Source organism: Saccharomonospora iraqiensis subsp. iraqiensis (assembly GCF_000430445.1).
Lineage (GTDB): Bacteria > Actinomycetota > Actinomycetes > Mycobacteriales > Pseudonocardiaceae > Saccharomonospora > Saccharomonospora iraqiensis.
Genome location: NZ_KE387086.1, coordinates 72,475 through 97,814, shown reverse-complemented (window position 1 = coordinate 97,814; position 25,340 = coordinate 72,475). Strand labels below are relative to the sequence as shown.

Genomic DNA, 25,340 nt, shown 5'->3' with positions numbered 1-25,340 from the left:
CCCCGGTAGCCGGTCGATCAGCTGGCGACACCAGATGCTCGAAGCGCTGACAACATCGTGTGACAGCGAGAAGCGGTCGCTTCGGGCGAGTGCCGAGCACGAGGGCGGTGCGCATGACAGTCCTTCCTGCTACCAAAACAGGTGACGTCGTTGTCCCGAGCAGAAGCGGTCTGCGGCGGTGAACAGGCGCAGGTAGAGCTGGTCGAGGGACAGATAGTTGGGGATCAGCTCGTGGCGGGACAGGTGGCCGTCCGAGTAGCGGAGGCCGCCGTCGGTGCGGGTGGCGTAGCGGGCGGGTGTGGTGGTGGTTTCGGCGTCGGCGAGCCGGATCGCGTCGTCGAGAGTGAGTTCGACGAGTCCGGCGACTTCGGCGTCGGCGAAAGGGATGTCCTCAAGGTCCGCATCGAAGGGGAGCAGGTGCCAATGCTGGAACTCCCGTTCGAGGTACTCCGGGGCGAGGGTGATCGCCGTTTGGCGTATCCCGAGGGGGTGCAGGTCAGCGTAGTCGACGTGAAGGCCGAGTTCTTCATGGACCTCGCGGACCCCGGCGGGGATGTCTTCGCCGGCGTGGTAGTGGCCGCCGACGGTGATGTCGGCGTAGTCGAGGCGGTCGAATACGTACCGGCCGGGGGTCTTCTTCTGTAGGTAGACGGTGCGACGGGCCGGGTTCAGTCCGAGTGCGGAGAACGTGCGGTGCCATAGGCCCTACCGGTGGGCCTCGTGCTTGTCCGCGGTTCCGAGGTGGTCGTAACCGTCGGTAAAGATGTCGATCACGGTCATGACGGTGTCTTTCGGGTAGGGAGTGGGCGTTAGGTGTTCACCGTGTCCACGCCGTGGTCAGGATCGCCCACGGTGACCCACCGGCCGCGGACGCGGCGCACTCCGACCCAGTGTGCGGTAGGTGAGCTCGCCATCGCCCAGACCAGGTCTACTTCGTCGTTGGCGTCGTCTCGCGGTCGGAGGCGTAGACGATTGTTGGTGCCAGCATCATCCGAAATACCACTGCGAGTGGTTCCCGCACCGAGCTCGGCGCAGGACGCTGCCGAACTGCCCGGACCCGACCAGTTTGTCAGTGGTGGGTGGTATGTCTGTTCCTCTGCTGACAACTTTTCATGTGAGGGACGGGTATATGGCGGGAGAGCGCTACGTCGACCACACGGTCCTCGAAGCATTCGTGCAGAGCAGAGTGAACGTGCCGAGGGAGGAGGCGAAAGAACGCCGCAGACAGGTGAACTACCTGAGGGAGCGGCTGGAGGACTACATCGCTGCCGAGCCGGACTTCGACCTGGTGAAGCTCCGCGCGTCTGGTAGCACGGCGAAGCACACCGCGATCCGACGCAGGAGCGGCACGGGGTCCGATGCGGACGTTGCCGCCTACCTGCGCACCACGGACACGGACATCGACGTCACGACGATGCGGACGTGGCTGCGAGACTGCTGCATCAAGGTCTATGGCGCAACGAAGGACGAGGGCGACTTCCAGCCGTCGGATCATGCCGTCGGTATCACCATGAGGAGCAGTGGTCTGAAGATCGACGTTGTGCCGGTGCTCTATACCGGCGAACCGGACGACCGGGGGTACCTGGTCACCACTGACGGCACCAAGGTGCCCACTTCGGTCACGTTGCACCTGCAGTTCATCAAGACGCGCAAGCACGAGGCTGGCGACGGATACCGGGCTGTTATCCGCCTGCTGAAGGCATGGATCCGCGAAAGTAAGGAGGTCAACCCAGAGCTGCGGTGCAAGTCGTTCTTACTCGAACTCCTGGTGGCCCACCTGTGGGACGTCGGCTGGAACGGCCAACCGCTTCAGGTAGACGACTACCCGGCCGCGATCGAGCAGGTCCTCTCCTACATCGTCCGCACCGGCCTGACGACGCCGATTGTCTTCACCGACTACTACACGGCCGGGGAGGTCAACGCGGCGGCGGACCCGATCCAGGTCTGGGACCCGGTCAACCCGGAGAATAACGTCGCGCGTGGCTACACCGAGCAAGATCGACAGCGGCTGGTGGACCACGCCAGTACCACCCTGGACACCATTTCGCTGGCCGCCTATGCAGCCACCAAGGGCGAGGCGCTCGACGCTTGGCGCAAGGTATTCGGTCCCACCTTCCCGGGAGAATGACCATGACCGGCTCGTACACTAGATCCGCCTCTGCCTCATTCACCATCACCGACGCCCGCTACGTCGGAGGCAGGGTCGGCGCCGACCTGCGCCTCCTGCACAATCTCTACGGCAAACCCGCCCTCGACAGCATCGAGGACTACGCCGAAGAGGTCGCGATCCTCCTGAACCGCGGATTCCTCGACACCGTCGACTACGGCTTCCGCGACACGAGAGCCAACACCTGGAAGTTCCGCCTGCGCTACAAGGCCACGGCCGGCGGTCAACTCACCGATTCACGACCGGGCAGCTTCCCGGACCTGGTCGACCTCACCGACTATGGCTTCCACAGCTTCCTGTCCTACAGCTCCGCTTTCTGGCACCTGACCAGCAGTGAACAGGATTCGGTCAAGAAGAACCTCCCGGTCTCTCGGACGACCGGCACCGCGCCGAGCGCCCTCGCGGGCACCATAAACACGGGGCACGGCTACGCCCGCAACGGCGCTGGTGTCTCTCGCGACATCTACGTCGCCTACTAGCCAGCCAGCATGCCCGTCGAAAGGATCGCACGCGTGACCAGCCAGGATAACCTGTTCCACCCCGTCATCGAACTGCCCGAGCCCACCCACCGTGCCCGCTACGACCGCCTGGTCGGTCTGGACGACATAAAAGCCCGCCTCCGCAAGGAAGCCGCGCTCCTCGCGGACCCGCACCGGCTTCACGCTTGGGCCACCACCCACCACGGCGGTGCTGTCGCCGCTCTCACCCTCTTCACCGATCGGGCGCCGCTGTTCGTCTTCGCCGGCGACATCGGCTCCGGCAAGACCGTTCTGGCCGAGTCCTTCGGCTGCGACCTCGCCGACTTCCTGAGTGTGCCCGTCTACTTGTACCGACTGAAACTCGCCACTCGCGGCAGCGGCCTGGTAGGCGAGATGACCTCACTAGTCGGCGACGCCTTCGCCCACATGCACACGATGGGAATGCGCGTGTCCGGTCCTCAAGGTGCGCGCGCCGTGCAGATCCTCGTGGTCGACGAGGCCGATGCCTTGATACAGTCCCGCGAGGCCCAGCAGATGCACCATGAAGACCGGGCTGGCGTTGACGCGTTCCTAGCCGGCATCGACAGTCTGACCGGTTCCCGGCTCCCCGTTATCGTCGTGCTATGCACCAACCGGCGCGGTGCCCTCGACCCGGCCGTCATGCGCCGCTCAGCGGCCACCTTCACCTTCACCCGTCCCGGTGAGGAGCAACGCCAAGCGGTCCTCACCCAGGCGCTCGATGGGCTCGGCATCCGACCAGAGACCGAACGCAAGCTCGTCGAGCTCACCGGCCCCACCGGCGACCGGCCCGGCTACACATTCTCCGACCTCACCCAGCGCCTGATTCCAGCCGCCGTCTTCCGCGCCTTTCCCGACCGGCCGGTCACCGACGACGACCTCGTCGCGGTCGCCGAGAAACTGGTGCCCACCCCCGTCTTCGCCGAGGAGAGCTGATGGCCCATCTTCCCGCCCCAGGCCCTACCAGCGTTCGCACCACCGGCGACTACTACCAGTGGCTCGTCGTTTGGGAGGCTTGCCTCACCCTCCTCCGCGAGACCACCGCCCGCTCGCGCAACCCTGTGCGTGCAGTCGGCGTCGAACTCGATGGCGTGGGAAACCTCGACGACGTCGTCCTGTTGCGCGACGCTCCTCCGAACACCTATAAGCAGGTGAAGTACGCGGTAGACAGCGCTACGCCGGTAAACGAGAAATACTTGACCAAGTCCGGCGCCAACGGCGGTCCGCCGCTCCTCAGGAAGATCGCAAGCACGTGGAAGGAGTTGACTGCGGACGGCGGCAGCATCGACTTGCGCCTTGTCACGAACCGGGCGGCCGACCCCGAGGACGACCTGATCGCAGGCCGTGACGCCCGAACAGGACTTTTGCTGCCCAAAGCTGCCCTCGGAACAGCCAAGTCTGCTCGAGGTAAAGCTCGTGCCCGGTGGGCGCAAGAGGCAGGTCTGACCGAGGCCGAGCTCATCAATCTCTTGTCGGTGCTGCGCTTCGATCTGGCCCGGGACATGGCGTGGTACCAGGAGTACCTTTTACTTCTGATGACCGTGACGGGGCTTCGCCACGATCAGTGGGCGCTTGAGGAGGGAGCCAGCTGGGTCGCCAGGATGGTCCGCGAGGGCCGCCGTGAACTTACACTGGTGATGATCGAGGCTGCCATCGCCGAGTGTGGCCTGAGGGCGGGCCCCGCCCGCGCCGTCTTATCGGTTGCCGCTCTCCAACCAGATCCGTTGGCGTCGGACGCCGACCATGCGATCGACTGGGTCGACCGCTTCGACGGCGACTCTCCCTATACCAAGCGTCGCCCCCTGAAGCCGAACACCTGGGCCCAACTACAGGCAGACATCGAAGCCGCGCCGGGATACCTGCCTGCCGGGACCACCGCCGTCTCTGTCACGGGCAGTATCCGTCTCGCGCCGGCTTTTTTGGTCGGCACCATTTTTCGTATGGTCACCGGCACCGACCTTGCTGCAGTGCAGCGGGGGAGGGCCGGCAGCCAGCTCTGGTCCACCAACGACCCATTTGACACTCCCTCGGTCCCGAAAGTGATCGAGCACGCGATCAGTCAAGGAGACGAGGTCGCTGTCGCCCTCGCCATCGCGACGGACCCTACTGAGGATGTCCTGGAGTACCTTCGCGAGCAGAACCTCCCCGTCAGCAAACTTATCGTGCTCACCCCGCCGAGCGGCACAGCGAACGATGGCTCTATCCCCGACGGTACCGCCGCCAATGCCCTGGCCGTCGGCATCCGCGACCACCTCCGCCGCTCCGCCCGCCGAGTCCGGCGCATGCACCTCTTCCTCGCCTGCCCCATGGGACTCGCTGTTCTACTGGGCAACCGGTGGAACCGGCTTTGTCAAACGGTCGTGTACGAGGACATCAAGATCGACGACGGATACGAACCGGCATTCACCGTGGAGGCATAGAATACCCGCCCTGAAGAGCGCTGGAGTCAGTGTAGAAGTCTGGGTGATGCTGTTGTCAGGAGAACTGGCGGAGAGCACGTCCGGCGGGGGGCCGAAGCTCCGATTCCGGGACTGACATCGACAAGGGCTTCGATCCGGCGCGACTACATGGCTCAGTTGGCCGACTGCGAACATACCGGGAGGCTGATGTAGCGCGTTCTCGGAACCTACCTTGCTCACGCATCACCACCGTCCGCTGACCCGCAACGGCTGGAAACTACTGGTCGGTCGATGAGAATCGCTGGCGACGCGCGGAGGACGGTGAGCCGGTCGTGGCGGAGGAGCATATATCGTCTGAGATATGGTCTCTCGTCGCTCTGGAGATCTGCTGTTCGTGGAATCCGAAGTCCCCCCTCGGACACCAGTCTTTGGCAGATCTCACTCAACAGTTCGTGAGCACCCGTGCTGCCTGAAGAGCGAAGATGCGGTCATGAAACTCCACAGGTGGGGGAGTTGGTGCGGCTGCTGCTGGCCCCAATTCGGCCGACCTGTTCGCGTCGACCACCGGCTCGTCGGAACGGCCGGTGACGACGCTGGCAGAGTGGTTGCCGGACGTGACCGGCTGTCTCGCCCAGTACCGCGTGGGTTTAACCGTCCTACTGGACCCGGGCCGAGGAGGCCTGGGGCGCCTGTTGGACGAGGTGTCGGCCGACGACATCCGCACCCCGGAGGAGAAGGTCAAGGCCACCGCCGTGGTGCGGCGCAACTCCCGGGCGCAGCGCCGCGGAGAACGGACGACCCGGTGACAAGGTCGAGATGCTCGCCATCCAACGGTTCATGGGCGTCGTCGGGTGATCTTCCGGGGGCGATTTACCAGATCAAGGCTCCTTATTATTGGACGTGGTGGGCCGACGTGATGCCCAACCTCCGCACCAGGACGCCGGCGGCCACGGCGGCGAGCACGGAGAAACCGGCGAGGACTCCGATGCTGGCGAGCACCCCTGTCGCCGATTGCACGTTCTCTCCGGCGATGACCGTGTCGGTAGCGGAGAGCACCGCCGAGACCACGAACGTCATGACCACTGAACTGATCGCCATCATGACCATCACCAGGCTGGACATGACGGCCTGCTGTTCTTCGCGTGCATGGATTGCCACCATGCTGAACCCGGACGTCATGAGCGCTCCCGTCGAGAGGGCCATCAGGAAGGAGAAGAAGAGCGCGGCGTAGAGGTTGGTGGCCCCCAGGAACATGCCGGTCGTACCCACCGTGCCGAGAGTTGCGCCGGCCGCCAGTGTCACGGGCGGTCCCACGCGAGTGGCGATCCATCCGGCCAGCGGCCCCGCGATCATCATCCCGACCCCCGGTAGGGCGAACAGCAGGCCGACGGTGCCTGTCGGGCCGGCGAGCCCGTAGCCGAGCTGCTCATCCGGCGAGGCGTGCGCGATGATGCTGACGATCGGGTCGATCGCGCGGACCGCCCCGGCTCCGAGGACGAGCACGAGGAGGTTGAGTATCAGCGGTAGGTTCAGGTTTCTGATGTCGATCACCGGCTCGGGCTTGCGGCTCGAGACCAGGAACCACCGAGCGAGTGCCGCGGCGCCGCCGCCGAGAACCATGAGCGGTCCGCCGGAGAGCCAGCCGAACCCCGGCCCGAGGCTGATGTAGCTGAGCACCGCTGCCAGACCGCCACCGAGCAGAACGGCTCCGGCGACGTCGACGGTGCCCGGTGTCCTGTTCGTGGACCTGGGTATGAGGGCTCGCACGCCGATCACCGCGAGGACCGCGATCAGCGCTGCTGCGACGAACACGACCGGGTAGCCGAACTCCGCGGCCAGCATTTCGTAGAGGAACGGGGTGGCCATGCCGAGAATTCCGGCACCGGTCCCCACGAGGCCGACGATGGGCATCGCGATACGGAGCGTGCAGAGATCGCGGACGATGGCCATCGAGAGGAACATCGCTGCCACAGCAGCTCCCTGCATCAGGCGTCCGAGGACGAACACCCAGATGCTGGGGGCCGCAAGGCACACGAGGGAGCCTACGCAGGCGATGAGCAGCGAGATCACGAGCATTCGGCGTTTGCCGTAGATGTCGGCGCACTTGCCGATGAGTGGCGCCCACATCGCTCCCGCAAGCATCGCGCTGGAGGTCAGCCACGCTGCCTGGTCGGTGCCGAAGTGCTCGAGCATCTGAGGAAGGACCTGTGTCGGCGCCAGGATGACCGTGTCGGCCAGGGCGTTGACCACGATCAGTGCGGCCAACTGGCTGAGGAGGCGGGCGTTCCAGCGGGTGTGTTTGCCGGCGTCCGGTGATTCGGGCGGACTGTCGTCGATAGTGTGGGTGTGCATAGAGCGCTCATGGCCCTTTCTGAAATCGTATGGAGGCCGCGTGTCCGGGCGGAGCCGCACGGCCCGTTCATCGCCGCACCGCCACACAGCCCGAGTGGCGGGTGGGCGCGCGCTGTCGCCGACGGCGCGATTCGTCCTCGTCGACCCGACCGCGCTCCGCACCCCTTCGAGGTCCGGAGTTGTCGTGGTTCAGTTCCCTGTCGATGTCCGGGCACGAGCTTTCGCCAACCTCCGCTCCCGCGCTGTGCACGCAAGGCGCAGGACCACCGAACGAACCGCCTCGACCGGGCGGCTCGACGGCACGAACATCTGCTGTTTCAGTCGTGCGCTGCGCTGGTGTTTCCTGATGAACGGGCGCAACCGCGACTCCCAGACGGTCAGGGCGGCGTCAGGATCGTCCGGGCACTCCAGCAGTGCCCTGCCGAGCTCGGCGCCACCGCGTAGGGCGGCCGTGGCTCCCATCCCCGAGTAGAGGTTCGGGCACCACGCCGCGTCGCCCGACAGGGCGACTCTTCCGCTGCTCCACCGGGGCATCTTGACTTGATGCACGGAGTCGAACAGGAACTCCGGTGTCTGTTCCAGGGCGGCCAGGGTGTGCCGCACCGCTGGATCGTCCATTCCGGAAAACACCGTGCGCAGGCGCTGGATCGTGGATCCGGTGAGTTGCCTCCGCGTGTCATCGGTACGGTAAGTCAGCAGGACGGTGGGCGGCCGGTCGGCGAACCCGAACACCCACACCGCACGGCCCGCGCGGGCACTGATGATGCTGTCCGCCGCGGCGAAGGACGGTACCTGTTCCCGGAGTTGGAACACGCAGATCATCGCGTCCCACGTCGTCATGTAATCCTCGTGCGGGCCGAAGACCATGCGGCGCACGCGCGATCGCAGCCCGTCGGCGCCGACGACCAGGTCGAAGCTTTCGCGGTACTGCGCGCCGGTACCGGCGTCCTCCAACAGCACCCGCACATCGTTGCCGGTGTCGTCGATCTCGACGGGTGTCGTCGCGAACCGCACGTCGACGGGCTCGCCCGTCGCCTCCCCACTGATGCCCCGCCAGAGAGCGGCCTCGATGTCGCCGCGGACCACTGCCGCGGGATCGCCCGGTTGGTGCAGAAATCCCACGCCCGGCTCACGATCCCCACGCCGGGTCAGCGACCACGCCTTCCCACCGTCAGGCGGATTGCGGGTGTGGAGATGATCGGCGATACCGAGGGCGACGGTCGCCCGTCTTCCCTCCGCCATCAGGCCGACGAAATATCCACCCGTTCGGCGCTGCGGGGCCCGTTCGACGATCACCGGCGTCCAGCCGGCCTGCCGCAGCCCGATCGCCGCTGACATACCCGCGATCCCCAGCCCGACGACCAACGCATGCTTCGGCACGACGTCACCCCTGTTCCCCTCGTATCCGGTCCGGTCAGTCCGGGACGACGACAGCGCGGGTGCGTCCCTGGTGCGCCCAGGCCTCGCCGACGCGGCTGAGCGGGTAGAGGGTGTAGGGCGCGTCGAAGGTGCCGTCGGCGAACCGGGCGATGATCTCGGGAACCTCGGCGATCATCTGTGCCTTCGGTACCGAGCCCGCGCCGCTACCGCTGATCTTGATTCGCCGGCTGCGCAGCAGCGCCGCGGGCAGCGCCACCTCGGTCCCGGCGAGCGAGCCGATCTGCACGTAGTCGATGGCCGCTCTGTGGGTGTCCGTGCCCGGCGTTCCCAGCGCGGCGAAGGCGGCCTCGGCGACGGGCCCCCACACGAAGTCGAGCACCAGAGCGGGTTGCGCCCCGGCGACGGCCGTGCCGAGGGCGACCGCCCAGGTATCGGGGGCGGCGGCCGGTAGGGCGACGGTGACAGCGCCGCAGGCACGCAGCTGTTCCAGCGTCTCGTGGTCTCGCCCGGCCGCGATGACCCGTTCCGCGCCGAGGAACAGCGCCGCCCGCACGGCCAAGCCGCCCGACATGCCGGTGGCGCCGAGCACCAGAACGGTGCCCAGATCGCCCACCTCCTCGCGCCGAGCGGCCAGCGCCATCCAGCCCGACATGGCGGCGTTCATGCCGGCGGCGACCGCGAGCGGATCGGTCCCGGCGGGCAGCTCCACCTCGAACGGGGTGGCCAGCCATTCGGCCATCGTGCCCCACGGCGATTCGGCGAGACCGGTGTAGACCAACCGTCCCTCGTCGTTCCGGGCGACGGCGTCCACACCCGGTATCAGGGGGTAGGCCTGTTCGCTGCCGTAGTGGTGGCCGGAGGCCAGTGCCCGGACGACGTGGTGCAGACCCGCACCGACGAGTCGCAGCGGCCGCCGGCCCGGCCGCGGTTCCGGGTTCGGGAAGTCAGCACAGACGGGGGCCTCTCCAGCGGTGTTGACGACTGCAGCACGCACGACAGGCTCCTTAACTAAGTTCAATTACGAGTGGCTCCCACCTTCACTGAACTTTGTTAAGGTGTCAAGCGTGGCGAAGGGAATCACGCGGGAACGCATCGTGGCGGCGGCGCTCGAACTGCTGAACGACAGGGGCATGGACGCTCTCACCGTCCGTGCGCTCGCCTCCCGGCTCGACGTAGCAGCTCCCGCGCTGTACTGGCATGTCCGTAACAAGCAGGAACTGCTCGACGAGATGAGCACGTTCGTCATGCGCCGCGTCACCGACGCGCTCTCCGGGATCCCTCCCGGGGCGAGTTGGCGTGACGACGTAGCCGCCTACGCTCGCGTATTGCGCTCGGAGTACTTGCTTTACCGGGACGGGGCGCGCCTCTTCAGCGGCACGCGGATCTCCGATCCGGACGTGGTGAAAGCGAAAGAGCCCTGGCTCGCGCGCTTGACAGCGGCCGGATTCGCGCTCGACGCGGCGGACGACGCCCTCGACCTGGTCACCGCGTTCGTGGTCGGCTTCGTCATCGAGGAACAGGAACGGCACCCGTTGACCGATACGGACCCGAACCGCTACTCGCTCACCGAGCGGGACGCGTGGCTGGGCGACGGCGCCGAACTGGTCAAAGCCGCGGGGCACCTCCGCGACGACGGTGACCGCAGGTTCGAACGGCAGCTCGACGTCGTTCTCGACGGGCTCGCGGCCGGCCTACGCTGAATTGGGCTGTATCAGCGGCGTGGCGCGGGGGCAGGCCGAGATGCTCGCGATCCAACGCTTCATGGGCGTCGTCGGGTGATTTCTGGGGGGCGATCGACCGGATCAAGGCTCCCTAGGTCTGCTCACCCGGCGCGGTCCCACGGTTGCCCCATTCGATGCTGAGCCGCACGGCGTGTTGCCAGTTCGCGTACTCGGCCTCGCGCTGCGACGCCGCCATCTGCGGCAGCCACTGGGCGGCCCGGTGCCAGTTGCGCCGCAACCCCTGCAGGTCGGGCCACAGGCCGACGGTGAGGCCGGCCGCGTATGCCGCGCCCACCGAGACGGTTTCGGCGTGCATGGGCCGCATCACCGGCGCGCCCAGTACGTCGGCGATGAGCTGCATGAGGAGGTGATCGGCGGTCATGCCGCCGTCCACCTTGAGCGCTGTGGCGGTCAGCCCGGCGTCGGCGTTCATCGCGTCGACGACCTCGCGGGTCTGCCACGCCGTCGCCTCCAGCACGGCCCTGGCGAGGTGCCCCTTACCCGCATACGAGGTCAGTCCGACCACGATGCCCCGCGCCTCGCTGCGCCAGTGCGGGGCGAACAGGCCCGCGAACGCGGGCACGATGTAGCACCCGCCGTTGTCGTCGACGGTGCGTGCGAGGGTCTCGATCTCCGGCGCCGTCCGGATCAGCCCGAGCGCGTCCCGGAACCACTGCACCAGGGACCCGGTGACCGCGATGGATCCCTCGAGCGCGTAGTGCGCCGGCTCGGAGCCGAACTGGAAGGCCACGGTGCTGAGCAGGCCGTGCGCCGAGGTGACCGGTTCGGTCCCGGTGTTCATGAGCAGGAAGCCGCCGGTGCCGTAGGTGCACTTGGCCTCGCCGCGATCGAAGCAGGTCTGGCCGAGCAGCGCCGCCTGCTGGTCGCCGAGCGCGGCGGCGATCCGCAGTCCCGGAACGACTCTGCGGGTGGTGCCGTGGATCCCGGCCGAGGGCCGGATCTCGGGCAGCATGGCCCGCGGTATCCCGAAGAACGCCAGCAACCCGTCGTCCCAGTCCAGGGTGGACAGGTTCATCAGCAGGGTCCTGCTGGCGTTGGTGACGTCGGTGATGTGGGTGCCGCCGTCGGGGCCGCCGGTGAGGTTCCAGATCAGCCAGCTCTCCATCGTGCCGAACAGGACGTCGCCGCGTTCGGCCCGCTCACGCAGCCCCGGCGTGTGGTCCAGCAGCCAGCGGATGCGCGGGGCCGAGAAGTAGGTCGCCAGCGGCAGGCCGCTCCTGCTCCGCACCTGGTCGGCGTCGGGGCGCCGGCCCAGTTCCCGTACGAGGTCGTCGGTCCTGGTGTCCTGCCACACCAGTGCGTGACCGACGGGAGCGCCGGTGTGGCGATCCCACAGCACCGTGGTCTCCCGCTGGTTCGCGATGCCGAGCCCGGCGACCTGCTCGGCGGTGACACCGGCCTCGCGCAGTGCCTGCGGCACGATGCGGTCCACGTTGCGCCAGATCTCGGTGGGGTCGTGCTCCACCCAGCCGGGCTTCGGATAGTACTGGCGGTGCTCGCGCTGCACCACGGCCACCAGTCTGGCCCGCTGGTCGAACACCAGGCACCGGGTGGACGTGGTGCCCTGGTCGATCGCCATCACGTACTGGGCGGGCATCGGTACTCCTAGCGGTCGGTCTCGAGGTCGCGGCTCACGGCGAGCGCCGCCTCCCGCAGCGTGCGCACCAGTCGGTCCCGGGGACGCCGCCGGGTGTCGCAGATCCGGTCGACGGCCCCCGCGACGCTGATCGCACCGACCACGAGACCGCCGAACGACCGGACCGGCGCGGCGAGCCCGGCCTCACCCGGCACGAACTCCTCCGCCTCGGCGGCCCACCCCGACCGCCGGACCCCGGCCAGTTCGGGCGCCAGCGCCTGCGCGGTGGTGAGTGTCCGCCGGGTATAGGCCTCGGGTGTGCCGGCCAGCACGGCGGAGGCCAGGTCCGCGTCGAAGGCGAGCAGCACCTTGCCCAGCGCCGTGGCGTGCATCGGCTGGTGCGCACCCACCTCGAGCGACTGCTGCGTGTCGTCGGGGCGGAAAACATGGTGCACCACCAGCACGGTGGCGTCCTCGTCGGGAACGCCGAGGCGGACCGCCTCACCGCTGGAGGCGGCCAGCGCGTCGGCCCAGTTGCTGGCCCGTGAGCGCAGCTCGTTCGCGTCGAGGTAACCGGGGCCGAGGCCGCGCATGGCTTCCGCGAGCTGGTACTTACCGGTGGTGGGGTCCTGCTCGACGAAACCCACGCCCTGCAGCGTGCGCAGGAGGCCGTGGGCCGTGGCCTTCGCCAGCCCGAGACCGGTCGCGATGTCGGCGAGCGCGATCCGGGCGGAGCCGCGTGCCAGCAACCGCAGGACCGCGGCGGCGCGCTCGATCGACTGGATGGACCCGGGCATGGGGGAACTCTAGAGGGTCGGAACCTTCCTCGGAACTCCGGATATTCGGCATTGTCGAACGGCCCGAACCGCGCCTGCCTGCGCGTCCCGCCGCGGACCACACCCGGCGAAGGCATGCCGTTCGGCCATGTCGAATGGTCGGCGTTGTCGGTCCCGGATGCGGTTCCTAGCGTCACCGCTGTTCCGCGACGGCGCGGGACGACGGATTTTCCGGAGGTGGCAATGGAGCGTCTCAAGGCACGCGGGCTCGCCGGTGAACTCGCGGCCGAGTTCGCCGGAACCATGATCCTGATCCTGTTCGGGGCCGGGGTCGTGGCGCAGGTGGCCGCGGCGGGGATCGGTGACCACGACAGTATCGCCTGGGCCTGGGGGCTGGGCGTGGTTCTCGGCGTGCTCGTGTCCGTGCGGATCAGCGGCGGCCACATCAACCCCGCCGTCACCGTGGCGCTGGCGGTGTTCCGCGAGTTCCCCTGGCGCAAGGTCCTGCCCTACGCGCTCGCGCAGACCGCGGGCGCGTTCGTGGGCGCGTTGCTGGTGCGGTGGAACTACTCGGAGGTCCTCGCCGCGGCCGACCCCGGGCACACGATCGAGACGCAGGGCGTGTTCTCCACGTTGCCGGGCAACGGGGAGCTGCCGGTGGGCGATCTCGGCGCCCTGCGTGACCAGATCCTCGGCACCGCGATCCTGCTGTTCGTCGTGTGCGCCATCACCCACGCGCGCAACGTGACCCCGCCGCCGTGGATGACACCGCTGCTCGTGGGCGGTTGTGTCGTCGGTATCGGCATGGCCTGGGGCACCAACGCCGGGTACGCGATCAACCCCGCCCGCGACTTCGGTCCCCGCCTCGCCTCGTTCCTCACCGGCTACGACACCGCGTGGCTGGACCAGCACGGCCACCTGTACTTCTGGGTGCCCCTCGTCGGCCCGCTCATCGGTGGCGTGCTCGGCGCCGGGCTCTACCGGCTGCTCATCGGCCGGTTCCTGCCCCCGGCGGAACCCGGGCCGGCCCCCGTTCCCGACGCCGTCGCGGCCCGGGTCTGACCAGGAAGGGTGACGACCATGTGCAGCTACATCGGCGCGATCGACCAGGGCACGACCAGCACCCGGTTCATGGTGTTCGACCACGACGGCAACGAGGTCGCGTGCCATCAGCTCGAACACGAGCAGATCATGCCGCGGCCCGGCTGGGTCGAGCACAACCCGACCGAGGTCTGGGAACGCACCCGCGCGGTGATCGAGACCGCGCTCACGAAGACGGGCCTGCGGGCCGCCGACCTGGCCGCGGTGGGCATCACCAACCAGCGGGAGACCACCGTCGTGTGGAACCGGCACACCGGCCGCCCGTACGGCAACGCCCTCGTCTGGCAGGACACCCGGACCGACCGGATCGCCGCCGCGCTGGACGCGGACGGCCGTGGTGACGTCATCCGCCGCAAGGCGGGTCTGCCTCCGGCGACGTACTTCTCCGCGGGCAAGCTGCAGTGGATCCTCGACAACGTCGACGGCGTCCGTGCCGCGGCCGAGGCGGGCGACGCGGTGTTCGGCACCATGGACACCTGGCTGCTGTGGCACCTGACCGGCGGCGTCGACGGCGGGGTGCACGTCACCGACGTCACCAACGCGTGCCGCACCATGCTGATGGACCTCGAGACCCTGGACTGGGACGACGAACTGCTGTCGTTCTTCGACATCCCGAGGCGGATGCTGCCGCGGATCCGGCCGTCGGGGGATCCCGCGCTTCACGGGGTCACCCGGGCCGACGGCCCGTTCCGGGGCGAGGTGAAGCTGGCGGGCGTGCTGGGCGATCAGCAGGCCGCCACCGTCGGCCAGCTGTGCTTCCGTCCCGGCGAGGCCAAGAACACCTACGGCACCGGGAACTTCCTGCTGCTCAACACCGGGCACGAGCCCGTCCGTTCCGAGCACGGGCTGCTCACCACGCTCGCCTACCAGTTCGGTGACGCGAAGCCCGTGTACGCGCTGGAAGGGTCCATCGCGGTGACCGGCTCGGCCGTGCAGTGGCTGCGCGACCAGCTGGGCATCATCGGCGGCGCCGCGCAGAGCGAGTCGCTGGCGGGCCAGGTGTCCGACAACGGCGGGGTCTACTTCGTCCCGGCGTTCTCCGGGCTGTTCGCCCCGTACTGGCGGTCCGACGCGCGGGGAGCCCTGCTCGGCCTGTCCCGGTACAGCACCAACGCCCACGTCGCGCGGGCGACCCTGGAGGCGATCTGCTACCAGACGAGGGACGTGGTCGAGGCCATGACGGCCGACTCGGGCGTGGAGCTCGGGGTGCTGCGCGTCGACGGCGGGGTCACCGGCAACCGGCTGTGCATGCAGCTGCAGGCCGACATCCTCGGCGTCCCGGTGTCGCGTCCGGTGGTCGCCGAAACCACGGCGCTGGGCGCTGCCTACGCCGCCGGCCTGTCGGTCGGGTTCTGGAACTCCACCGACGAGCTGGAACGGAACTGGCAGGAGGACCGGCGGTGGGAACCGGGCTGGACGGACGAGCAGCGTGCCACCGGGTACGCGGGGTGGCAGAAGGCGGTGTCCCGGACCGTCGGCTGGATCGACGTCGACTGAGCGAAAGCGAAGGAACGTAACTGTGCGCGAACAACTCAGCGAGCAGCGGGCCCGCACGCGGGCCCGGCTCACCACCGGCCGCTTCGACGTGCTGGTCGTCGGTGGCGGAATCGTCGGCCTTTCCACCGCGTGGGAGGCGGCCAGGGCGGGGCTGCGCGTCGCGGTGGTCGACAAGGGCGACTTCGCCTCGGCCACGTCGAGCGCGTCGTCCAAGCTCGTGCACGGCGGGCTGCGCTACCTGGCGAGGGGCAACATCAGGCTGGTCCGCGAGAACCACCGGGAGCGGCGGGCGCTCGGCACGACTGTCGCACCGCACCACGTGCGGCCGCTGCCCTTCCTGGTGGCGTTGCGTCGCGGCGGCCCGCACGGACCCGCGACCATCGGCGCGGGCATGCTCGCCTACACCGCCCTGTCCGGGTTCGCCGACGGTGTCGGCAGGCTGCTCCCGCCGGGACGCGCACGCGAGTACGTTCCGGCGCTGCGGGCCGGGAGTCTCTCGGCGTGCGGGCTGTATCACGACCACCAGATGAACGACGCGAGGCTCGCGGTCACCACCGCGCGGGCCGCCGCCGAATCCGGCGCCGTGCTGCTCAATCACGCCGAGGTGCTCGGCCTACGCACCGTCCACGGTGCCGTGTCCGGTGTGGATGTCCGGGACGGCACGGACGGCACGGAGTTCGGGATCGACGCCGCGGTGGTCGTGAACGCCGCGGGCCCGTGGGTCGACCACCTGCGGCGCATGGAGGACCCCGCTGCGCGGCCCAGCACGCGCCTGTCGAAGGGCACGCACCTCGTCCTGCGTAGGCACGACCGGTGGGACGCGGCCGTGACCACCCCGCTCGACGGCGGCCGGGTGTCGTTCGCGATCCCGTGGGAGGACCAGCTGCTGGTGGGCACCACCGACGAGGAGTACACGGGCGACCCGGCGGCGCTGCGGCCCTCGGACGCCGACGTCGACCAGATCCTCGGCGAGGCGGGGCTGTCGATCGGGCAGGAACACCTCCGCCGCAGCGACGTGGTCTACTCGTTCTCCGGTCTGCGGGTGCTCCCGGGTGGCGACGGCGACACCCAACACGCCAAGCGGGAAACCGTCGTCAGCGTCGGCCGTGGCGGCATGGTCAGCATCGCGGGCGGGAAGTGGACGACGTTCCGCGACATCGGACGCAAGGTCCTGGCGCACCTGTCCACGGCGCTCCCGCAGGCACGACCCGACACCGGCATCGCCCCGCTGCCCGGCGCGGCCAGTCCGGACGCCGTCGAGTACGTGCTCGGCAACGCGGCGCCCGAGCTGCCCCACGACGTCACCGCGCACCTGGCCCGCCACTACGGCTCGGTGAGCCACGAGGTGCTGGCCCTCGGCCTGGACGAGCCGGCGCTGCTGGAGCGGGTGCATCCGGACGGCCCCGACATCTGGGCGCAGGTCGTGTATGCCATGGAGCGCGAGTGGGCCTGTACGATCGACGACGTGCTGCGCCGCCGCACGACGCTCACCGTGCGGGGGCTGGACACGGCCGATGTCCGCGAGCGGGTGGCTGCGGTGCTCGAGCACGACGGCCCGGTGGCCGGTCGTGTCGACGGGCTCTCCCGGGTCACGCACCTCTAGAAAGTGTCCACACGTCCGGATGTACTGCAAACATGTTGATCTCAGTGCCACAATACCGTGTTGCCGCGCGATGACTCCCTCGCTCCGGTAGCTTCACCGGAATGGGAACGCTGACCTATGGCATGAACGTCTCGGTGGACGGCTACATCGCCGACGCGAACGGCGACCTCGGTTGGAGCGTGCCGGACGACGAATTGCATCAGTACTGGAACGACCGGACCAGGGACGTCGCGCTGTCGCTGTACGGGCGGAAACTGTATGAGCTGATGGCGGCTCACTGGCCGACCGCAGGACAGGCACCCGGCGTGCCCCCGGTGGAGGCCGAGTATGCCCGGCTGTGGCTCGCGACGCCGAAGGTCGTCTTCTCGCGGACCCTGGAGTCGGTCGACTGGAACTCCACGTTGGAGCGGGGTGACGTGGTCGAGGTGGCGACAAGGCTGAAAGCCGAGACCGACGGCCTGATAGAGGTGGGCGGAGCCACGCTCGCCGCCCCCCTGGTCAGGGCCGGTCTCGTGGACGAATTCCACGTACTGGTCACCCCGGTCGCGATCGGTGGCGGCATACGGTTCTTCCCGTCTCTGGACGAATGGCTGAAGATGAAGCTGGTGGAGAACCGCACCTTCGAGTCGGGCTCGGTTCTCCTGCGCTACGAAGCGGAACGCGGATGAGTGAGCCGCCGAGAACCGCGACGGGCGAACTGGATGTGTCGCACCACCAGTTCTTCCTTCTGGATGATCCAGTCAAGTTTCCGACGGACACCGTAGGTCGGAGGAATGGGCTGGTGGGCACGGCGCCCGGAGCGGTGGTGGTGCTCACCGGCATCCACACCGGCGTCGTCAACGTCATCGAGCAGCTACACCACACCGAACCTCCCGTTGATGTCACGGAGTGGGACGACGTCGTCGAGGTGTCCTTCGAAGCGCCGCACGGGCGGATGATCGCCACACCGCTGATGACCGACCCGCCACCGGACCTGCTCACCCTGTCGTTCCACGGCCCGGGCCCGTACCGTCTTCGCGTCCATGCCAGGGGGCGTGACAACGCCGTCGACCTGGCACCCGAGGAGGTGGTCGAGACGTATCTGCTGTCGGTGTGGCCGGCTCCGGTCGCCGCCGAGGTGGTGCACAAGCAGACCGATGCTTACGGGGCCGGGATCCGCGCCTGAACAGTACCGACACGGACACCCGGTCTGCCCTCCGCGACGAATCGCCCTGCGCCCGTTATCCGCACAAATGGATGATTGCACCGCAGGACGCGAGGAATTCGGGACATGGGCGCCGCGACGCGGGCGACGGTGTCAGCTCACGCCGAGCAGGACGACGGCGGTGGCCACGGCAGTCACGACTCCCGCCGCCAGGCCCGCGGCCAGTCGCGGGTCGGCAGGGCGCCGCGAATACCGGGTCGGCGCCGGACGCCCGCGGCGTGCTGTGTACAGGGCGCCCACGATGAGCAGGGCACCGGTCGCGAGCAGCGCGAGCGGCGCGGTCAGCGTGTCCGGGAAGAACCGGTCCAGGGTCGCGGGCACGGCCACCAACGTCGCGACCGCCGCGATGGCGAGCAGCAGCAGGTCGCGTTGCCACACTCCGGCGGCGACGAGCGCCGCCGCCGTGCCGAGGGCGACGCCGGTTCCCCATGCGGGGTCGAGCATCAGCAGCGAGCCCACGATCACGACGCCGCCCCCGAGCACCCACGTGGGGGAGCGGGGCGTGACCAGCCCACCCCAGCCGAGCAGCACCCACGCCGTGCCGACGCCCCAGACCGCCAGGCCCGTGACCGCGGTGGTCGACCCGGGCAGCAGCGCCGTCGCCGTCCCCGCCGTCACCGCGAGCGCGACGACGACAGCCGCCTGCTGGGGAATCTCCCGGCTGAGTGGCCACAGGGCCGCCGCGTAACACGCCGTGACCGCGGCGGCCAGCACCGGCGTCACCTCGCCGGGCAAATCAAGCACGTCCTCGCCGAGCAGGGCGGTGCCGAGCGCGACCGCCGCCGCCGACAGCAGCCAGCACACGGCGCGTAGCCGCCGCCCGGTCTCACCCAGGCGCGGCCGGAGGCTCGCTCCCGCCGCGAGGAGCAGGGCGGCCGCGCCGAAGGCGACCGAGAGCCTGCCCGCGACACCCAGTTCGGACCAGTAGCGGCCGGCGACGAGCCCGGTGGCGACGAGGACGAGCACGCCGCCGACATAGCCCAGTGCCTCGGCGACCGGTGACGGTGTCCGGCCCGTCTCCTCGGCGGTCTCGGTGGACTCTCTCTCCGCTGCGAGGATGCGGTCCGCCTGCTCGCGGGTGAGCAACCCGTGCGCGACCCAGCGGTCCAGCCGGTCGGTCAGGTTGTCCCCATGGCGCCGGGGCGGCACACGTCGCATCATCGGACGGCTCCGGCCGCGCAGGGCCGCGCGGGCGTCGGGAACACGAGGTCCTCCTTCGGCCGACGACGTAAACGGTTCGGTCCGGTCCGCGTGCGAACCGAGCGTACCGGGAACCGTGGTGGCATGCCCCCGCGGTCGCCGGGTATCCCGTCTCGCAGCCGGAGTGGTTCGGAGAAAATCGAAACGCGTGTTCCGGTCGTGGAGGGCCATGTTCACGGCCGGACGTTCCGCGCCCTGACCCGGGCCGTCTGATCTACTTTGGGGGCGAGTACCCCGTACCGGAACTGAAAGGAGAACACTCTTGAGCATTCACCTGGGCGACGAAGCCCCCGACTTCACCGCCGAGACCACCGAGGGTTCGATCGACTTCCACCAGTGGAAGGCCGGCAAGTGGGCGGTGCTGTTCAGCCACCCCGCCGACTACACCCCGGTGTGCACCACCGAGCTGGGCCGCACGGCGACGATCAACAGCGAGTTCGAGAAGCGCGACGTCAAGACGATCGCGGTGTCGGTGGACCCGGTGGAGGACCATCGGGGTTGGGCACCGGACATTCGCGACGTCGGTGGCACCGACCTGAACTTCCCCATCATCGCCGACCCGGACCGCCGGGTCTCCGCGCTCTACGACATGATCCACGCGGGCGAGGGGGACACCTCGACCGTGCGCTCGGTGTTCATCATCGACCCGCAGAACAAGGTGCGGCTCACGCTGACCTACCCGAAGTCCGTCGGCCGCAACTTCGACGAGATCCTGCGGGTGATCGACGCGTTGCAGCTGACCGACGCGCACCCGGTGTCCACTCCGGCGGACTGGACCCCCGGCGACCAGGTGATCGTGTCCCCCGCGATGGCGACCGACGAGGCCCGGCAGCGGTTCGAGCAGGTCGAGGAGGCCAAGCCCTACCTGCGCTGGGCGGCGTACCCGCAGAGCTGACGCCGGCCACGCCGACCGGCTACCGGGTGCGCCCGCCGGTACGGGGCGGCACCGCGGTAGTCCGGCCGGCCGGGTTCCTGGGTTGAGGGCCGCTCTTCCCCCGGCCGGTCAGGCCAGGCCGCCGTTGGTGACGATCGTCCGGCCGTTGACCCAGCGGCCGGGCCGGCGAGGAGGTGGAGCCGGCACGGCCGGAAGGTTCTCGGCGCGGGTCTACCCGCCCTCGGCGTGCGCGGTGGCGGCGGAGGCTTCGCGGAGGGGAGTGGTCTCGCGTTCGATACGCTCGGTCATCACGGCACGGCGGTCGAGGGCGTCCCGGCCCACGGGCAGGTGCAGGGGGAGCTTCTCGCCGGAGGCGACCTGGTAGATGAACGCGGCTCCCTTGACCGGGTCGCCGAGTTGGGTGTGGTTGGCCTTCTCCACCCAGTCGAGGGTGAGGTGTGCCGGGGTGTCGTCGTAGGCGGCGATGCGATCGTCGGGCAGCTGCACCGAGGAGGCGTCGAGGAAGTCGGTGCGGAACACGCCGGGCTCGACGACCATGCTCTGGATGCCGAAGGGCTCCAGTTCGGCGGCAAGGGCCTCACTGACGCCCGCGACGGCGAACTTGGAGGCGGAGTACATGCTCACGCCGGGTTCGCCCTCGAACCCGGAGCGGGAGCCGATGTGGACGAGCTTGCCGGTGCCTGCCGCCCGCATGATCGGCAGCACGGCGCGGGTGGTGTTGACCAGGCCGAAGACGTTGACGTCGAACAGCGAGCGTGTCTCCGCGTCGGTGATCTCCTCCAGGGCGCCGAGCAGACCCCGACCGGCGTTGTTGACGAGTACCTCGATGGTGCCGAACCGATCGACCACCTGGGTGACAGCTGAGGCGATCTGCGCCTGGTCGGTCACATCCAGCCCCACCGGCAAGGCGTTCGGGTGAGTACGCACATCCTCCGGCAACCTCTCCGGGCGACGCGCGGCCACGGCGACCCGTTCACCTCCGACCAGGGCGGCGCGCGCGGTCTCCAGGCCGAGGCCGCGGCCGGCGCCGGTGATCATCCATACAGACATGTCAGGGTTCCTTCCGGGAAGTGTTCGTCGTCGACATGCCGCTTCGTGCGACTGGACCCATCGTGTGGCGGCCCGCGACGGCCGGGAAGGCCCCGGGATTCCTGGGACGGTTTGGGCACCCCAGCGCCCTCGCGGATGCCCCGTCGAGCCGGGAGAATCACGGACATGTCCGACCGTCTCAAGCCGCGCCTGGCCGATTTCCTGCGTGCCGCGCGTGCACGGATCACCCCGGACCAAGCAGGTATCACCGACGAGGGACCACGGCGCGTCGAGGGACTTCGCCGTGAGGAACTGGCGATGCTCGCCGGGGTGAGCGTCGACTACTACACCCGGCTGGAACAGGGGCGCAGCACGAGCGCCTCGACGCAGGTCCTGGACGTCATCGCCGACGCCCTGCGGCTCGACGACGCAGAGCGCGCGCATCTGCACACCCTCGCCCGACCCGCTCCGTCCCACCGTCGCCGGGCAGCGAAGCCGCAACGGCTACATCCGGCGACCCGGAGCCTGCTCGAGGACCTCGACACGGTCTCCCGACCGGCTTTCGTCCTGGGGCGCCGCCTGGACATCCTGGGGCAGAACCGGCTCGCGGCGCTCCTGATCGCGGATTTCGAGGCCATGCCCGCGGCCGAGCGAAACCAGGCCCGCTTCGTGTTTCTCGACCCGCATGCGCGTGAGCTCTACGTGGATTGGGACCGGGTGGCCGCGGACACCGTCGCCATGCTCCGCATGGATGCCGGCAGACATCCCGAGGACCCCGGACTCGGAAGTCTCGTCGGTGACCTGTCCATCCGGTGTCCCGAGTTCCGGCACCTGTGGGCCCGCCAGCGTGTGCACCAGCGCAGCACCGGCACCAAGGCCTACCACCACCCACTCGTCGGCGACCTCACGATCACGTACCAGGCTCTGGCCCCCAGCGACGACCCCGACCAGACCGTCATGATCTACGACACCGAACCCGGGTCGCCCTCGGCTCACGCGCTGCAGCTCCTCGCCGCGGAACAGTCCCGACCGAGCGGCGGGCGGTTCCGGTTCCGTTCCGCGGCCACCGGCCGAGCGGACCGTCGGGACGAACTCTGAGTGTCGCGGCCCTCCGCGACGCTCGTCGGCACCGACGTCCTAGGTGCGCGAGTCGCGGACAGGCTCCGACTCGGCATGCAGCGACGCCAGCAGCTGCAGCTTCTCCGCGCTGGGTGAGCCGGGGGCCGCGTGGTAAACGACGAGCTGGTGGCCCGGGGCGTCCTTGACGTCGAACGCGTGGTAGGCGAGGACCAGGTCCCCTACCTCCCGGTGGTGGAACGCCTTGTCGTCACGGGTCTTGCCGCGCACGTCGTGCCGGCCCCACAGGCGCTGGAACGATGCGCTGGCGTCCGACGTCTCGGCGACCAGCTTGCGCACGTCGTCGGCCTCGGCCACGTAGGGCAGCGCCAGCCGCAGGGTGGCCACGCACGCTTCGGCAGCGCTGTTCCAGTCCGCGTAGAAGCGCTGTCCGGCAGGGTCGAGGAACGTCATGCGCACCAGGTTGTCGACGCGTTCGAAGTCGGTGTGGAGCGCACCGGCCAACCGGTTGAAGGCGACCACGTCCAGACAGCGGTTGATGACCATGGCCGGTGTCTGCGCCCATGCGTCCAGGAGGTCCCGCAACGATTGTGACGGCACGGGAACGGGTGTCGCCACGGGGGCCGGGGTCAGGCCTGCCAACCGGAAGACGTAGTCGCGCTGGTCGCCGTCGAGGCACAGCACGCCCGAGAGCGCGTCCAGGACCGACGGCGAGGGGTTGCGTTCCCTGCCCTGTTCCAGGCGTGCGTAGTAGTCCACGCTGACGCCGGCGAGCATCGAGACCTCCTCCCGTCGCAATCCGGGCACGCGGCGTGGAGTGTGCGCCGGCAGCCCGACGTCGCCGGGCCGTACCTGTCCGCGCCGTGCCTTGAGGTAGCGGCCGAGGTCGGTGTGCATGCGTCGACGGTAAGGCGTCCTGCCCGCGGCAACCAGGCCGTGCCAGGTCCTGGTTGCCGCGGGGTGCCGTTTCCTCGGCGGGGCATCACGAATTCGGTGTGATGCCACGGTCTCACCGACCGTCCGCCGGGGCGGCCGCGACGCGGGCGGTGATCGCCGCGACCGAGTCGTGGACCCGATCGCGCAGGGAGTCGATGTCGACGTCGACGAGCGCGCCGCCCCACTTGCGGACCTGGCCGGCCACCCAGACCGAGGTGACGTTCGAGCGGTCGGCGCCGAGCACAAGGGTGCCGACCGCATCGTGCAGCGGCATGGTGTTGAGCGCCTCGGCGTCCACGACGATGAGATCGGCTTGTTTGCCGGGGGTGACCGACCCGGTGCGGTCGTCCAGCCGTAGCGTGCGAGCACCGGACAGGGTGGCGAAGTCGAGGACGTCGCGGGTCGTCATCCTGGACGGCGTCTCGTCGGTGCCGTGCACGGCGTTGACCGCCCGCATCCGTTGAACGGTCAGCAACGCCCGCATCTGCGTGAACATGTCCGAGGCCAGGGCGACCTCCACGTCCACCGACAAGCCCGGCCGGATGCCGTGCGCGAGTGCCTCGTCCACCGGGGGAACGGCGTCCTCCAGCCCGATCTGCGCGTCCGAGGTCGGGGCGAGCGCCACCGTCATCCCGTGCTCGCGTATCGCGGCCCACGCATCGGCGGACAGCGCCGTGGAATGGATCGACTCCAGGTGCGGGCCGAGCAGGCCCTCCTTCTCCCAGTTGCGGATGGCCGTTGATGCCGCCTGCCCGAACATCACATCGAGACTGACCCCGATGTCGAGATCGGCCGCGATCCGCGCCAGCTCCGGGCCGTAGGCGAGGTGCTCAGCGATGGCCGGGGTGGCCAGCGCCGCCAGGCGCAGCGTGACGAGCCGGTCGTCGTCGGGCACATGGGTCGAACGCAGCCGTTCCAGGTCCCGGGGCCACTGGCCGTCCCACTCGCCGAAGTGCGGAGCCATGGACGCGTGTACCCCGCGGATCCCCGAGTCGATCAGCGCGGTGATCGCGGCGTCCGAATGCGCGGCGCTGCGGGAGTTGTGTGCGAAGTCGAGCATCGTCGTGATCCCGCTGTCCAGCGCGGTCAGCGCGGCCAGGCGCGTACCGAGGTGGACGTCGTCCGGCGTGTAGGCGGGGGCGACGGACATCAGGGTGGACCGCAGGTAGCCCGGCAGGTCATCGACGTCGGGGATCGTGCGCCGCATCTGTGTCTGCCACGCATGACGATGGGTGTCGACCATTCCGGGAGCGACGATGCTGCCCCCTACGTCGACGACGAGGGCGCCGTCTGCCGGGAGGCCCCGTCCGACGTCGACAATGCGGTCTCCTCTGACCAGGACGTCTCCGCCGGCGATGGTCCCGAGCGCCGGATCCATCGTCACGACCGTCGCACCGGTCAGCAGGACGAGACGCCCGGGATCGGTCGCCGTACGTCGCAGCTCGTCGAGAGTCCGATCGGTGTGGTCCATCAGTCGTCCCTCCTGCGCATCGTGTAGCCGGCGTGGTGCAGGGTCTCGCCGTCGAACCGACCGAATGCCCAGAAACCGAGGTCGTCCAGGTAGTCGATCCGGTCACCGTCCACCCGGTAACGGCCCTGGAAGGCATGCGCGCGACCACCGCGGGTCTCGTCGTACCGGCCATCGGCGGTCAGCTCCTGGTGCAGGAAACCCTCCGTGTCGGTCCATACCCCGACCCGGTGCGCGTCCACGACGATGGCGTCGGGGTCCCACGAGGGAACGGGCTCGCCGACCACGTGGCCGGCCCAGGTGACGGGCGATCCGGCACGCAGCGCGGCGAGCACGTGATCGGGTCGGGTGAGAGCGGTCCGCACCGCCGCGGCCGGTTCCGCCTCGTCCCGGTCGACGACGACGAGGTCCGCGTCGGCGCCCGGCGCGAGCGTTCCGGCC

Annotated in this window: 24 protein-coding genes; 13 read left to right on the top strand and 11 right to left on the bottom strand. The window is 69.2% G+C overall.

Translation table 11 applies throughout. From position 1 onward, the window contains the following. Positions 1–129: 129 nt before the first annotated feature. Positions 130–672: an NUDIX domain-containing protein gene (locus ACTIR_RS25430; RefSeq protein ID WP_233345892.1), complete on the bottom strand. Its 543-nt coding sequence runs from the start codon at positions 670–672 to the stop codon at positions 130–132. 457 nt (positions 673–1,129) lie between these two features. Between ACTIR_RS25430 and ACTIR_RS0111485 the strand changes: the two genes are divergently transcribed. The 5 genes from ACTIR_RS0111485 to ACTIR_RS27180 all read left to right on the top strand — a co-directional run bounded on the left by ACTIR_RS0111485 (position 1,130) and on the right by ACTIR_RS27180 (position 5,869). Further along, positions 1,130–2,128, top strand: a complete 999-nt coding sequence (locus ACTIR_RS0111485; RefSeq protein ID WP_026454399.1) for a CBASS oligonucleotide cyclase — start codon at positions 1,130–1,132, stop codon at positions 2,126–2,128. 2 nt (positions 2,129–2,130) lie between these two features. Continuing rightward, positions 2,131–2,646, top strand: coding sequence for an HORMA-1 domain-containing protein (locus ACTIR_RS0111480; RefSeq protein ID WP_034239491.1), 516 nt, complete (start codon positions 2,131–2,133; stop codon positions 2,644–2,646). 33 nt (positions 2,647–2,679) lie between these two features. After that, the gene (locus ACTIR_RS0111475; RefSeq protein WP_026454397.1) at positions 2,680–3,600 is read left to right on the top strand and encodes an AAA family ATPase; all 921 of its coding nucleotides are present in this window, start codon (positions 2,680–2,682) and stop codon (positions 3,598–3,600) included. Beyond that, a complete protein-coding gene (locus ACTIR_RS0111470) occupies positions 3,600–5,084 on the top strand; it encodes an SAVED domain-containing protein (RefSeq protein WP_026454396.1) in 1,485 nt (494 codons plus the stop codon). The genes ACTIR_RS0111475 and ACTIR_RS0111470 overlap by 1 nt, the downstream gene beginning before the upstream one ends. Before the next feature lie 563 nt (positions 5,085–5,647). Next, positions 5,648–5,869, top strand: a complete 222-nt coding sequence (locus ACTIR_RS27180) for a hypothetical protein (RefSeq protein WP_199285605.1) — start codon at positions 5,648–5,650, stop codon at positions 5,867–5,869. A gap of 85 nt (positions 5,870–5,954) precedes the next feature. On the opposite strand, the gene ACTIR_RS0111460 is transcribed toward ACTIR_RS27180, so the two are convergent. The 3 genes from ACTIR_RS0111460 to ACTIR_RS0111450 form a co-directional block, all read right to left on the bottom strand. Then, on the bottom strand, positions 5,955–7,415 hold the full coding sequence (locus ACTIR_RS0111460) for an MFS transporter (protein WP_026454395.1): 1,461 nt from the start codon (positions 7,413–7,415) through the stop codon (positions 5,955–5,957). Between the two features lie 189 nt (positions 7,416–7,604). Then, complete coding sequence (locus tag ACTIR_RS0111455) at positions 7,605–8,795, bottom strand: FAD-dependent monooxygenase (RefSeq protein ID WP_026454394.1); 1,191 nt, start codon at positions 8,793–8,795, stop codon at positions 7,605–7,607. Positions 8,796–8,829: 34 nt separating this feature from the next. Continuing rightward, a complete protein-coding gene (locus ACTIR_RS0111450) occupies positions 8,830–9,789 on the bottom strand; it encodes a quinone oxidoreductase family protein (protein ID WP_026454393.1) in 960 nt (319 codons plus the stop codon). A gap of 70 nt (positions 9,790–9,859) precedes the next feature. Here ACTIR_RS0111450 and ACTIR_RS0111445 point away from each other — a divergent pair, with 70 nt between their 5' ends. Then, positions 9,860–10,495: a TetR/AcrR family transcriptional regulator C-terminal domain-containing protein gene (locus ACTIR_RS0111445; protein ID WP_026454392.1), complete on the top strand. Its 636-nt coding sequence runs from the start codon at positions 9,860–9,862 to the stop codon at positions 10,493–10,495. Between the two features lie 112 nt (positions 10,496–10,607). On the opposite strand, the gene glpK (ACTIR_RS0111440) is transcribed toward ACTIR_RS0111445, so the two are convergent. Both glpK (ACTIR_RS0111440) and ACTIR_RS0111435 read right to left on the bottom strand, forming a co-directional pair. Next, positions 10,608–12,134, bottom strand: coding sequence for a glycerol kinase GlpK (gene glpK / locus ACTIR_RS0111440; protein WP_026454391.1), 1,527 nt, complete (start codon positions 12,132–12,134; stop codon positions 10,608–10,610). 8 nt (positions 12,135–12,142) lie between these two features. Next, positions 12,143–12,910, bottom strand: coding sequence for an IclR family transcriptional regulator (locus tag ACTIR_RS0111435; RefSeq protein WP_026454390.1), 768 nt, complete (start codon positions 12,908–12,910; stop codon positions 12,143–12,145). A gap of 222 nt (positions 12,911–13,132) precedes the next feature. Here ACTIR_RS0111435 and ACTIR_RS0111430 point away from each other — a divergent pair, with 222 nt between their 5' ends. From ACTIR_RS0111430 to ACTIR_RS22885, 5 genes are all read left to right on the top strand, one after another. Beyond that, on the top strand, positions 13,133–13,951 hold the full coding sequence (locus tag ACTIR_RS0111430; protein ID WP_026454389.1) for an MIP/aquaporin family protein: 819 nt from the start codon (positions 13,133–13,135) through the stop codon (positions 13,949–13,951). Between the two features lie 18 nt (positions 13,952–13,969). Further along, positions 13,970–15,487 carry a glycerol kinase GlpK gene (gene glpK / locus ACTIR_RS0111425; RefSeq protein WP_026454388.1) on the top strand — a complete coding sequence of 506 codons (1,518 nt, stop codon included), beginning with the start codon at positions 13,970–13,972 and terminating at the stop codon, positions 15,485–15,487. A gap of 22 nt (positions 15,488–15,509) precedes the next feature. Then, the gene (locus tag ACTIR_RS0111420; protein ID WP_026454387.1) at positions 15,510–17,090 is read left to right on the top strand and encodes a glycerol-3-phosphate dehydrogenase/oxidase; all 1,581 of its coding nucleotides are present in this window, start codon (positions 15,510–15,512) and stop codon (positions 17,088–17,090) included. A 101-nt stretch (positions 17,091–17,191) separates the two neighbouring features. Then, positions 17,192–17,758, top strand: a complete 567-nt coding sequence (locus tag ACTIR_RS0111415; protein WP_026454386.1) for a dihydrofolate reductase family protein — start codon at positions 17,192–17,194, stop codon at positions 17,756–17,758. Then, positions 17,755–18,255, top strand: coding sequence for a hypothetical protein (locus tag ACTIR_RS22885; RefSeq protein WP_233345885.1), 501 nt, complete (start codon positions 17,755–17,757; stop codon positions 18,253–18,255). Before ACTIR_RS0111415 ends, ACTIR_RS22885 begins: the two co-directional genes overlap by 4 nt. 132 nt (positions 18,256–18,387) lie before the next feature. Here the strand turns inward: ACTIR_RS22885 and ACTIR_RS0111405 are convergent, their stop codons facing one another. Further along, on the bottom strand, positions 18,388–19,455 hold the full coding sequence (locus tag ACTIR_RS0111405; protein ID WP_026454385.1) for a DUF2157 domain-containing protein: 1,068 nt from the start codon (positions 19,453–19,455) through the stop codon (positions 18,388–18,390). A 301-nt stretch (positions 19,456–19,756) separates the two neighbouring features. On the opposite strand from ACTIR_RS0111405, the gene ACTIR_RS0111400 reads away from it, so the two are divergent. After that, positions 19,757–20,389: a peroxiredoxin gene (locus tag ACTIR_RS0111400; protein ID WP_026454384.1), complete on the top strand. Its 633-nt coding sequence runs from the start codon at positions 19,757–19,759 to the stop codon at positions 20,387–20,389. 210 nt (positions 20,390–20,599) lie between these two features. On the opposite strand, the gene ACTIR_RS0111395 is transcribed toward ACTIR_RS0111400, so the two are convergent. Beyond that, positions 20,600–21,439, bottom strand: a complete 840-nt coding sequence (locus ACTIR_RS0111395; RefSeq protein ID WP_026454383.1) for an SDR family oxidoreductase — start codon at positions 21,437–21,439, stop codon at positions 20,600–20,602. A gap of 165 nt (positions 21,440–21,604) precedes the next feature. On the opposite strand from ACTIR_RS0111395, the gene ACTIR_RS0111390 reads away from it, so the two are divergent. After that, positions 21,605–22,516, top strand: coding sequence for a helix-turn-helix transcriptional regulator (locus ACTIR_RS0111390; protein WP_026454382.1), 912 nt, complete (start codon positions 21,605–21,607; stop codon positions 22,514–22,516). Between the two features lie 39 nt (positions 22,517–22,555). Here ACTIR_RS0111390 and ACTIR_RS0111385 read toward each other — a convergent pair whose 3' ends face one another. The 3 genes from ACTIR_RS0111385 to ACTIR_RS25005 all read right to left on the bottom strand — a co-directional run. Next, positions 22,556–23,392, bottom strand: a complete 837-nt coding sequence (locus ACTIR_RS0111385; protein ID WP_026454381.1) for a helix-turn-helix domain-containing protein — start codon at positions 23,390–23,392, stop codon at positions 22,556–22,558. A gap of 112 nt (positions 23,393–23,504) precedes the next feature. Beyond that, positions 23,505–24,902, bottom strand: coding sequence for an amidohydrolase family protein (locus ACTIR_RS0111380; protein ID WP_034239484.1), 1,398 nt, complete (start codon positions 24,900–24,902; stop codon positions 23,505–23,507). Beyond that, the coding region (locus ACTIR_RS25005; RefSeq protein WP_199285604.1) for an Atu4866 domain-containing protein at positions 24,902–25,340 on the bottom strand (439 nt) is incomplete at its 5' end. The genes ACTIR_RS25005 and ACTIR_RS0111380, both read right to left, overlap by 1 nt.

What these genes read in the sequence shown, in the direction of transcription:
- ACTIR_RS0111485 (WP_026454399.1), top strand. Translation starts at nt 1,130, where the DNA reads ATGGCGGGAGAGCGCTACGTCGACCACACGGTCCTCGAAGCATTCGTG.
- ACTIR_RS0111480 (WP_034239491.1), top strand. Translation starts at nt 2,131, where the DNA reads ATGACCGGCTCGTACACTAGATCCGCCTCTGCCTCATTCACCATCACC.
- ACTIR_RS0111470 (WP_026454396.1), top strand. Translation starts at nt 3,600, where the DNA reads ATGGCCCATCTTCCCGCCCCAGGCCCTACCAGCGTTCGCACCACCGGC.
- ACTIR_RS0111460 (WP_026454395.1), bottom strand. Translation starts at nt 7,415, where the DNA reads ATGCACACCCACACTATCGACGACAGTCCGCCCGAATCACCGGACGCC.
- glpK (WP_026454391.1), bottom strand. Translation starts at nt 12,134, where the DNA reads ATGCCCGCCCAGTACGTGATGGCGATCGACCAGGGCACCACGTCCACC.
- ACTIR_RS0111435 (WP_026454390.1), bottom strand. Translation starts at nt 12,910, where the DNA reads ATGCCCGGGTCCATCCAGTCGATCGAGCGCGCCGCCGCGGTCCTGCGG.
- ACTIR_RS0111430 (WP_026454389.1), top strand. Translation starts at nt 13,133, where the DNA reads ATGGAGCGTCTCAAGGCACGCGGGCTCGCCGGTGAACTCGCGGCCGAG.
- glpK (WP_026454388.1), top strand. Translation starts at nt 13,970, where the DNA reads ATGTGCAGCTACATCGGCGCGATCGACCAGGGCACGACCAGCACCCGG.
- ACTIR_RS0111415 (WP_026454386.1), top strand. Translation starts at nt 17,192, where the DNA reads ATGGGAACGCTGACCTATGGCATGAACGTCTCGGTGGACGGCTACATC.
- ACTIR_RS22885 (WP_233345885.1), top strand. Translation starts at nt 17,755, where the DNA reads ATGAGTGAGCCGCCGAGAACCGCGACGGGCGAACTGGATGTGTCGCAC.
- ACTIR_RS0111405 (WP_026454385.1), bottom strand. Translation starts at nt 19,455, where the DNA reads ATGATGCGACGTGTGCCGCCCCGGCGCCATGGGGACAACCTGACCGAC.
- ACTIR_RS0111395 (WP_026454383.1), bottom strand. Translation starts at nt 21,439, where the DNA reads ATGTCTGTATGGATGATCACCGGCGCCGGCCGCGGCCTCGGCCTGGAG.
- ACTIR_RS0111390 (WP_026454382.1), top strand. Translation starts at nt 21,605, where the DNA reads ATGTCCGACCGTCTCAAGCCGCGCCTGGCCGATTTCCTGCGTGCCGCG.
- ACTIR_RS0111385 (WP_026454381.1), bottom strand. Translation starts at nt 23,392, where the DNA reads ATGCACACCGACCTCGGCCGCTACCTCAAGGCACGGCGCGGACAGGTA.
- ACTIR_RS0111380 (WP_034239484.1), bottom strand. Translation starts at nt 24,902, where the DNA reads ATGGACCACACCGATCGGACTCTCGACGAGCTGCGACGTACGGCGACC.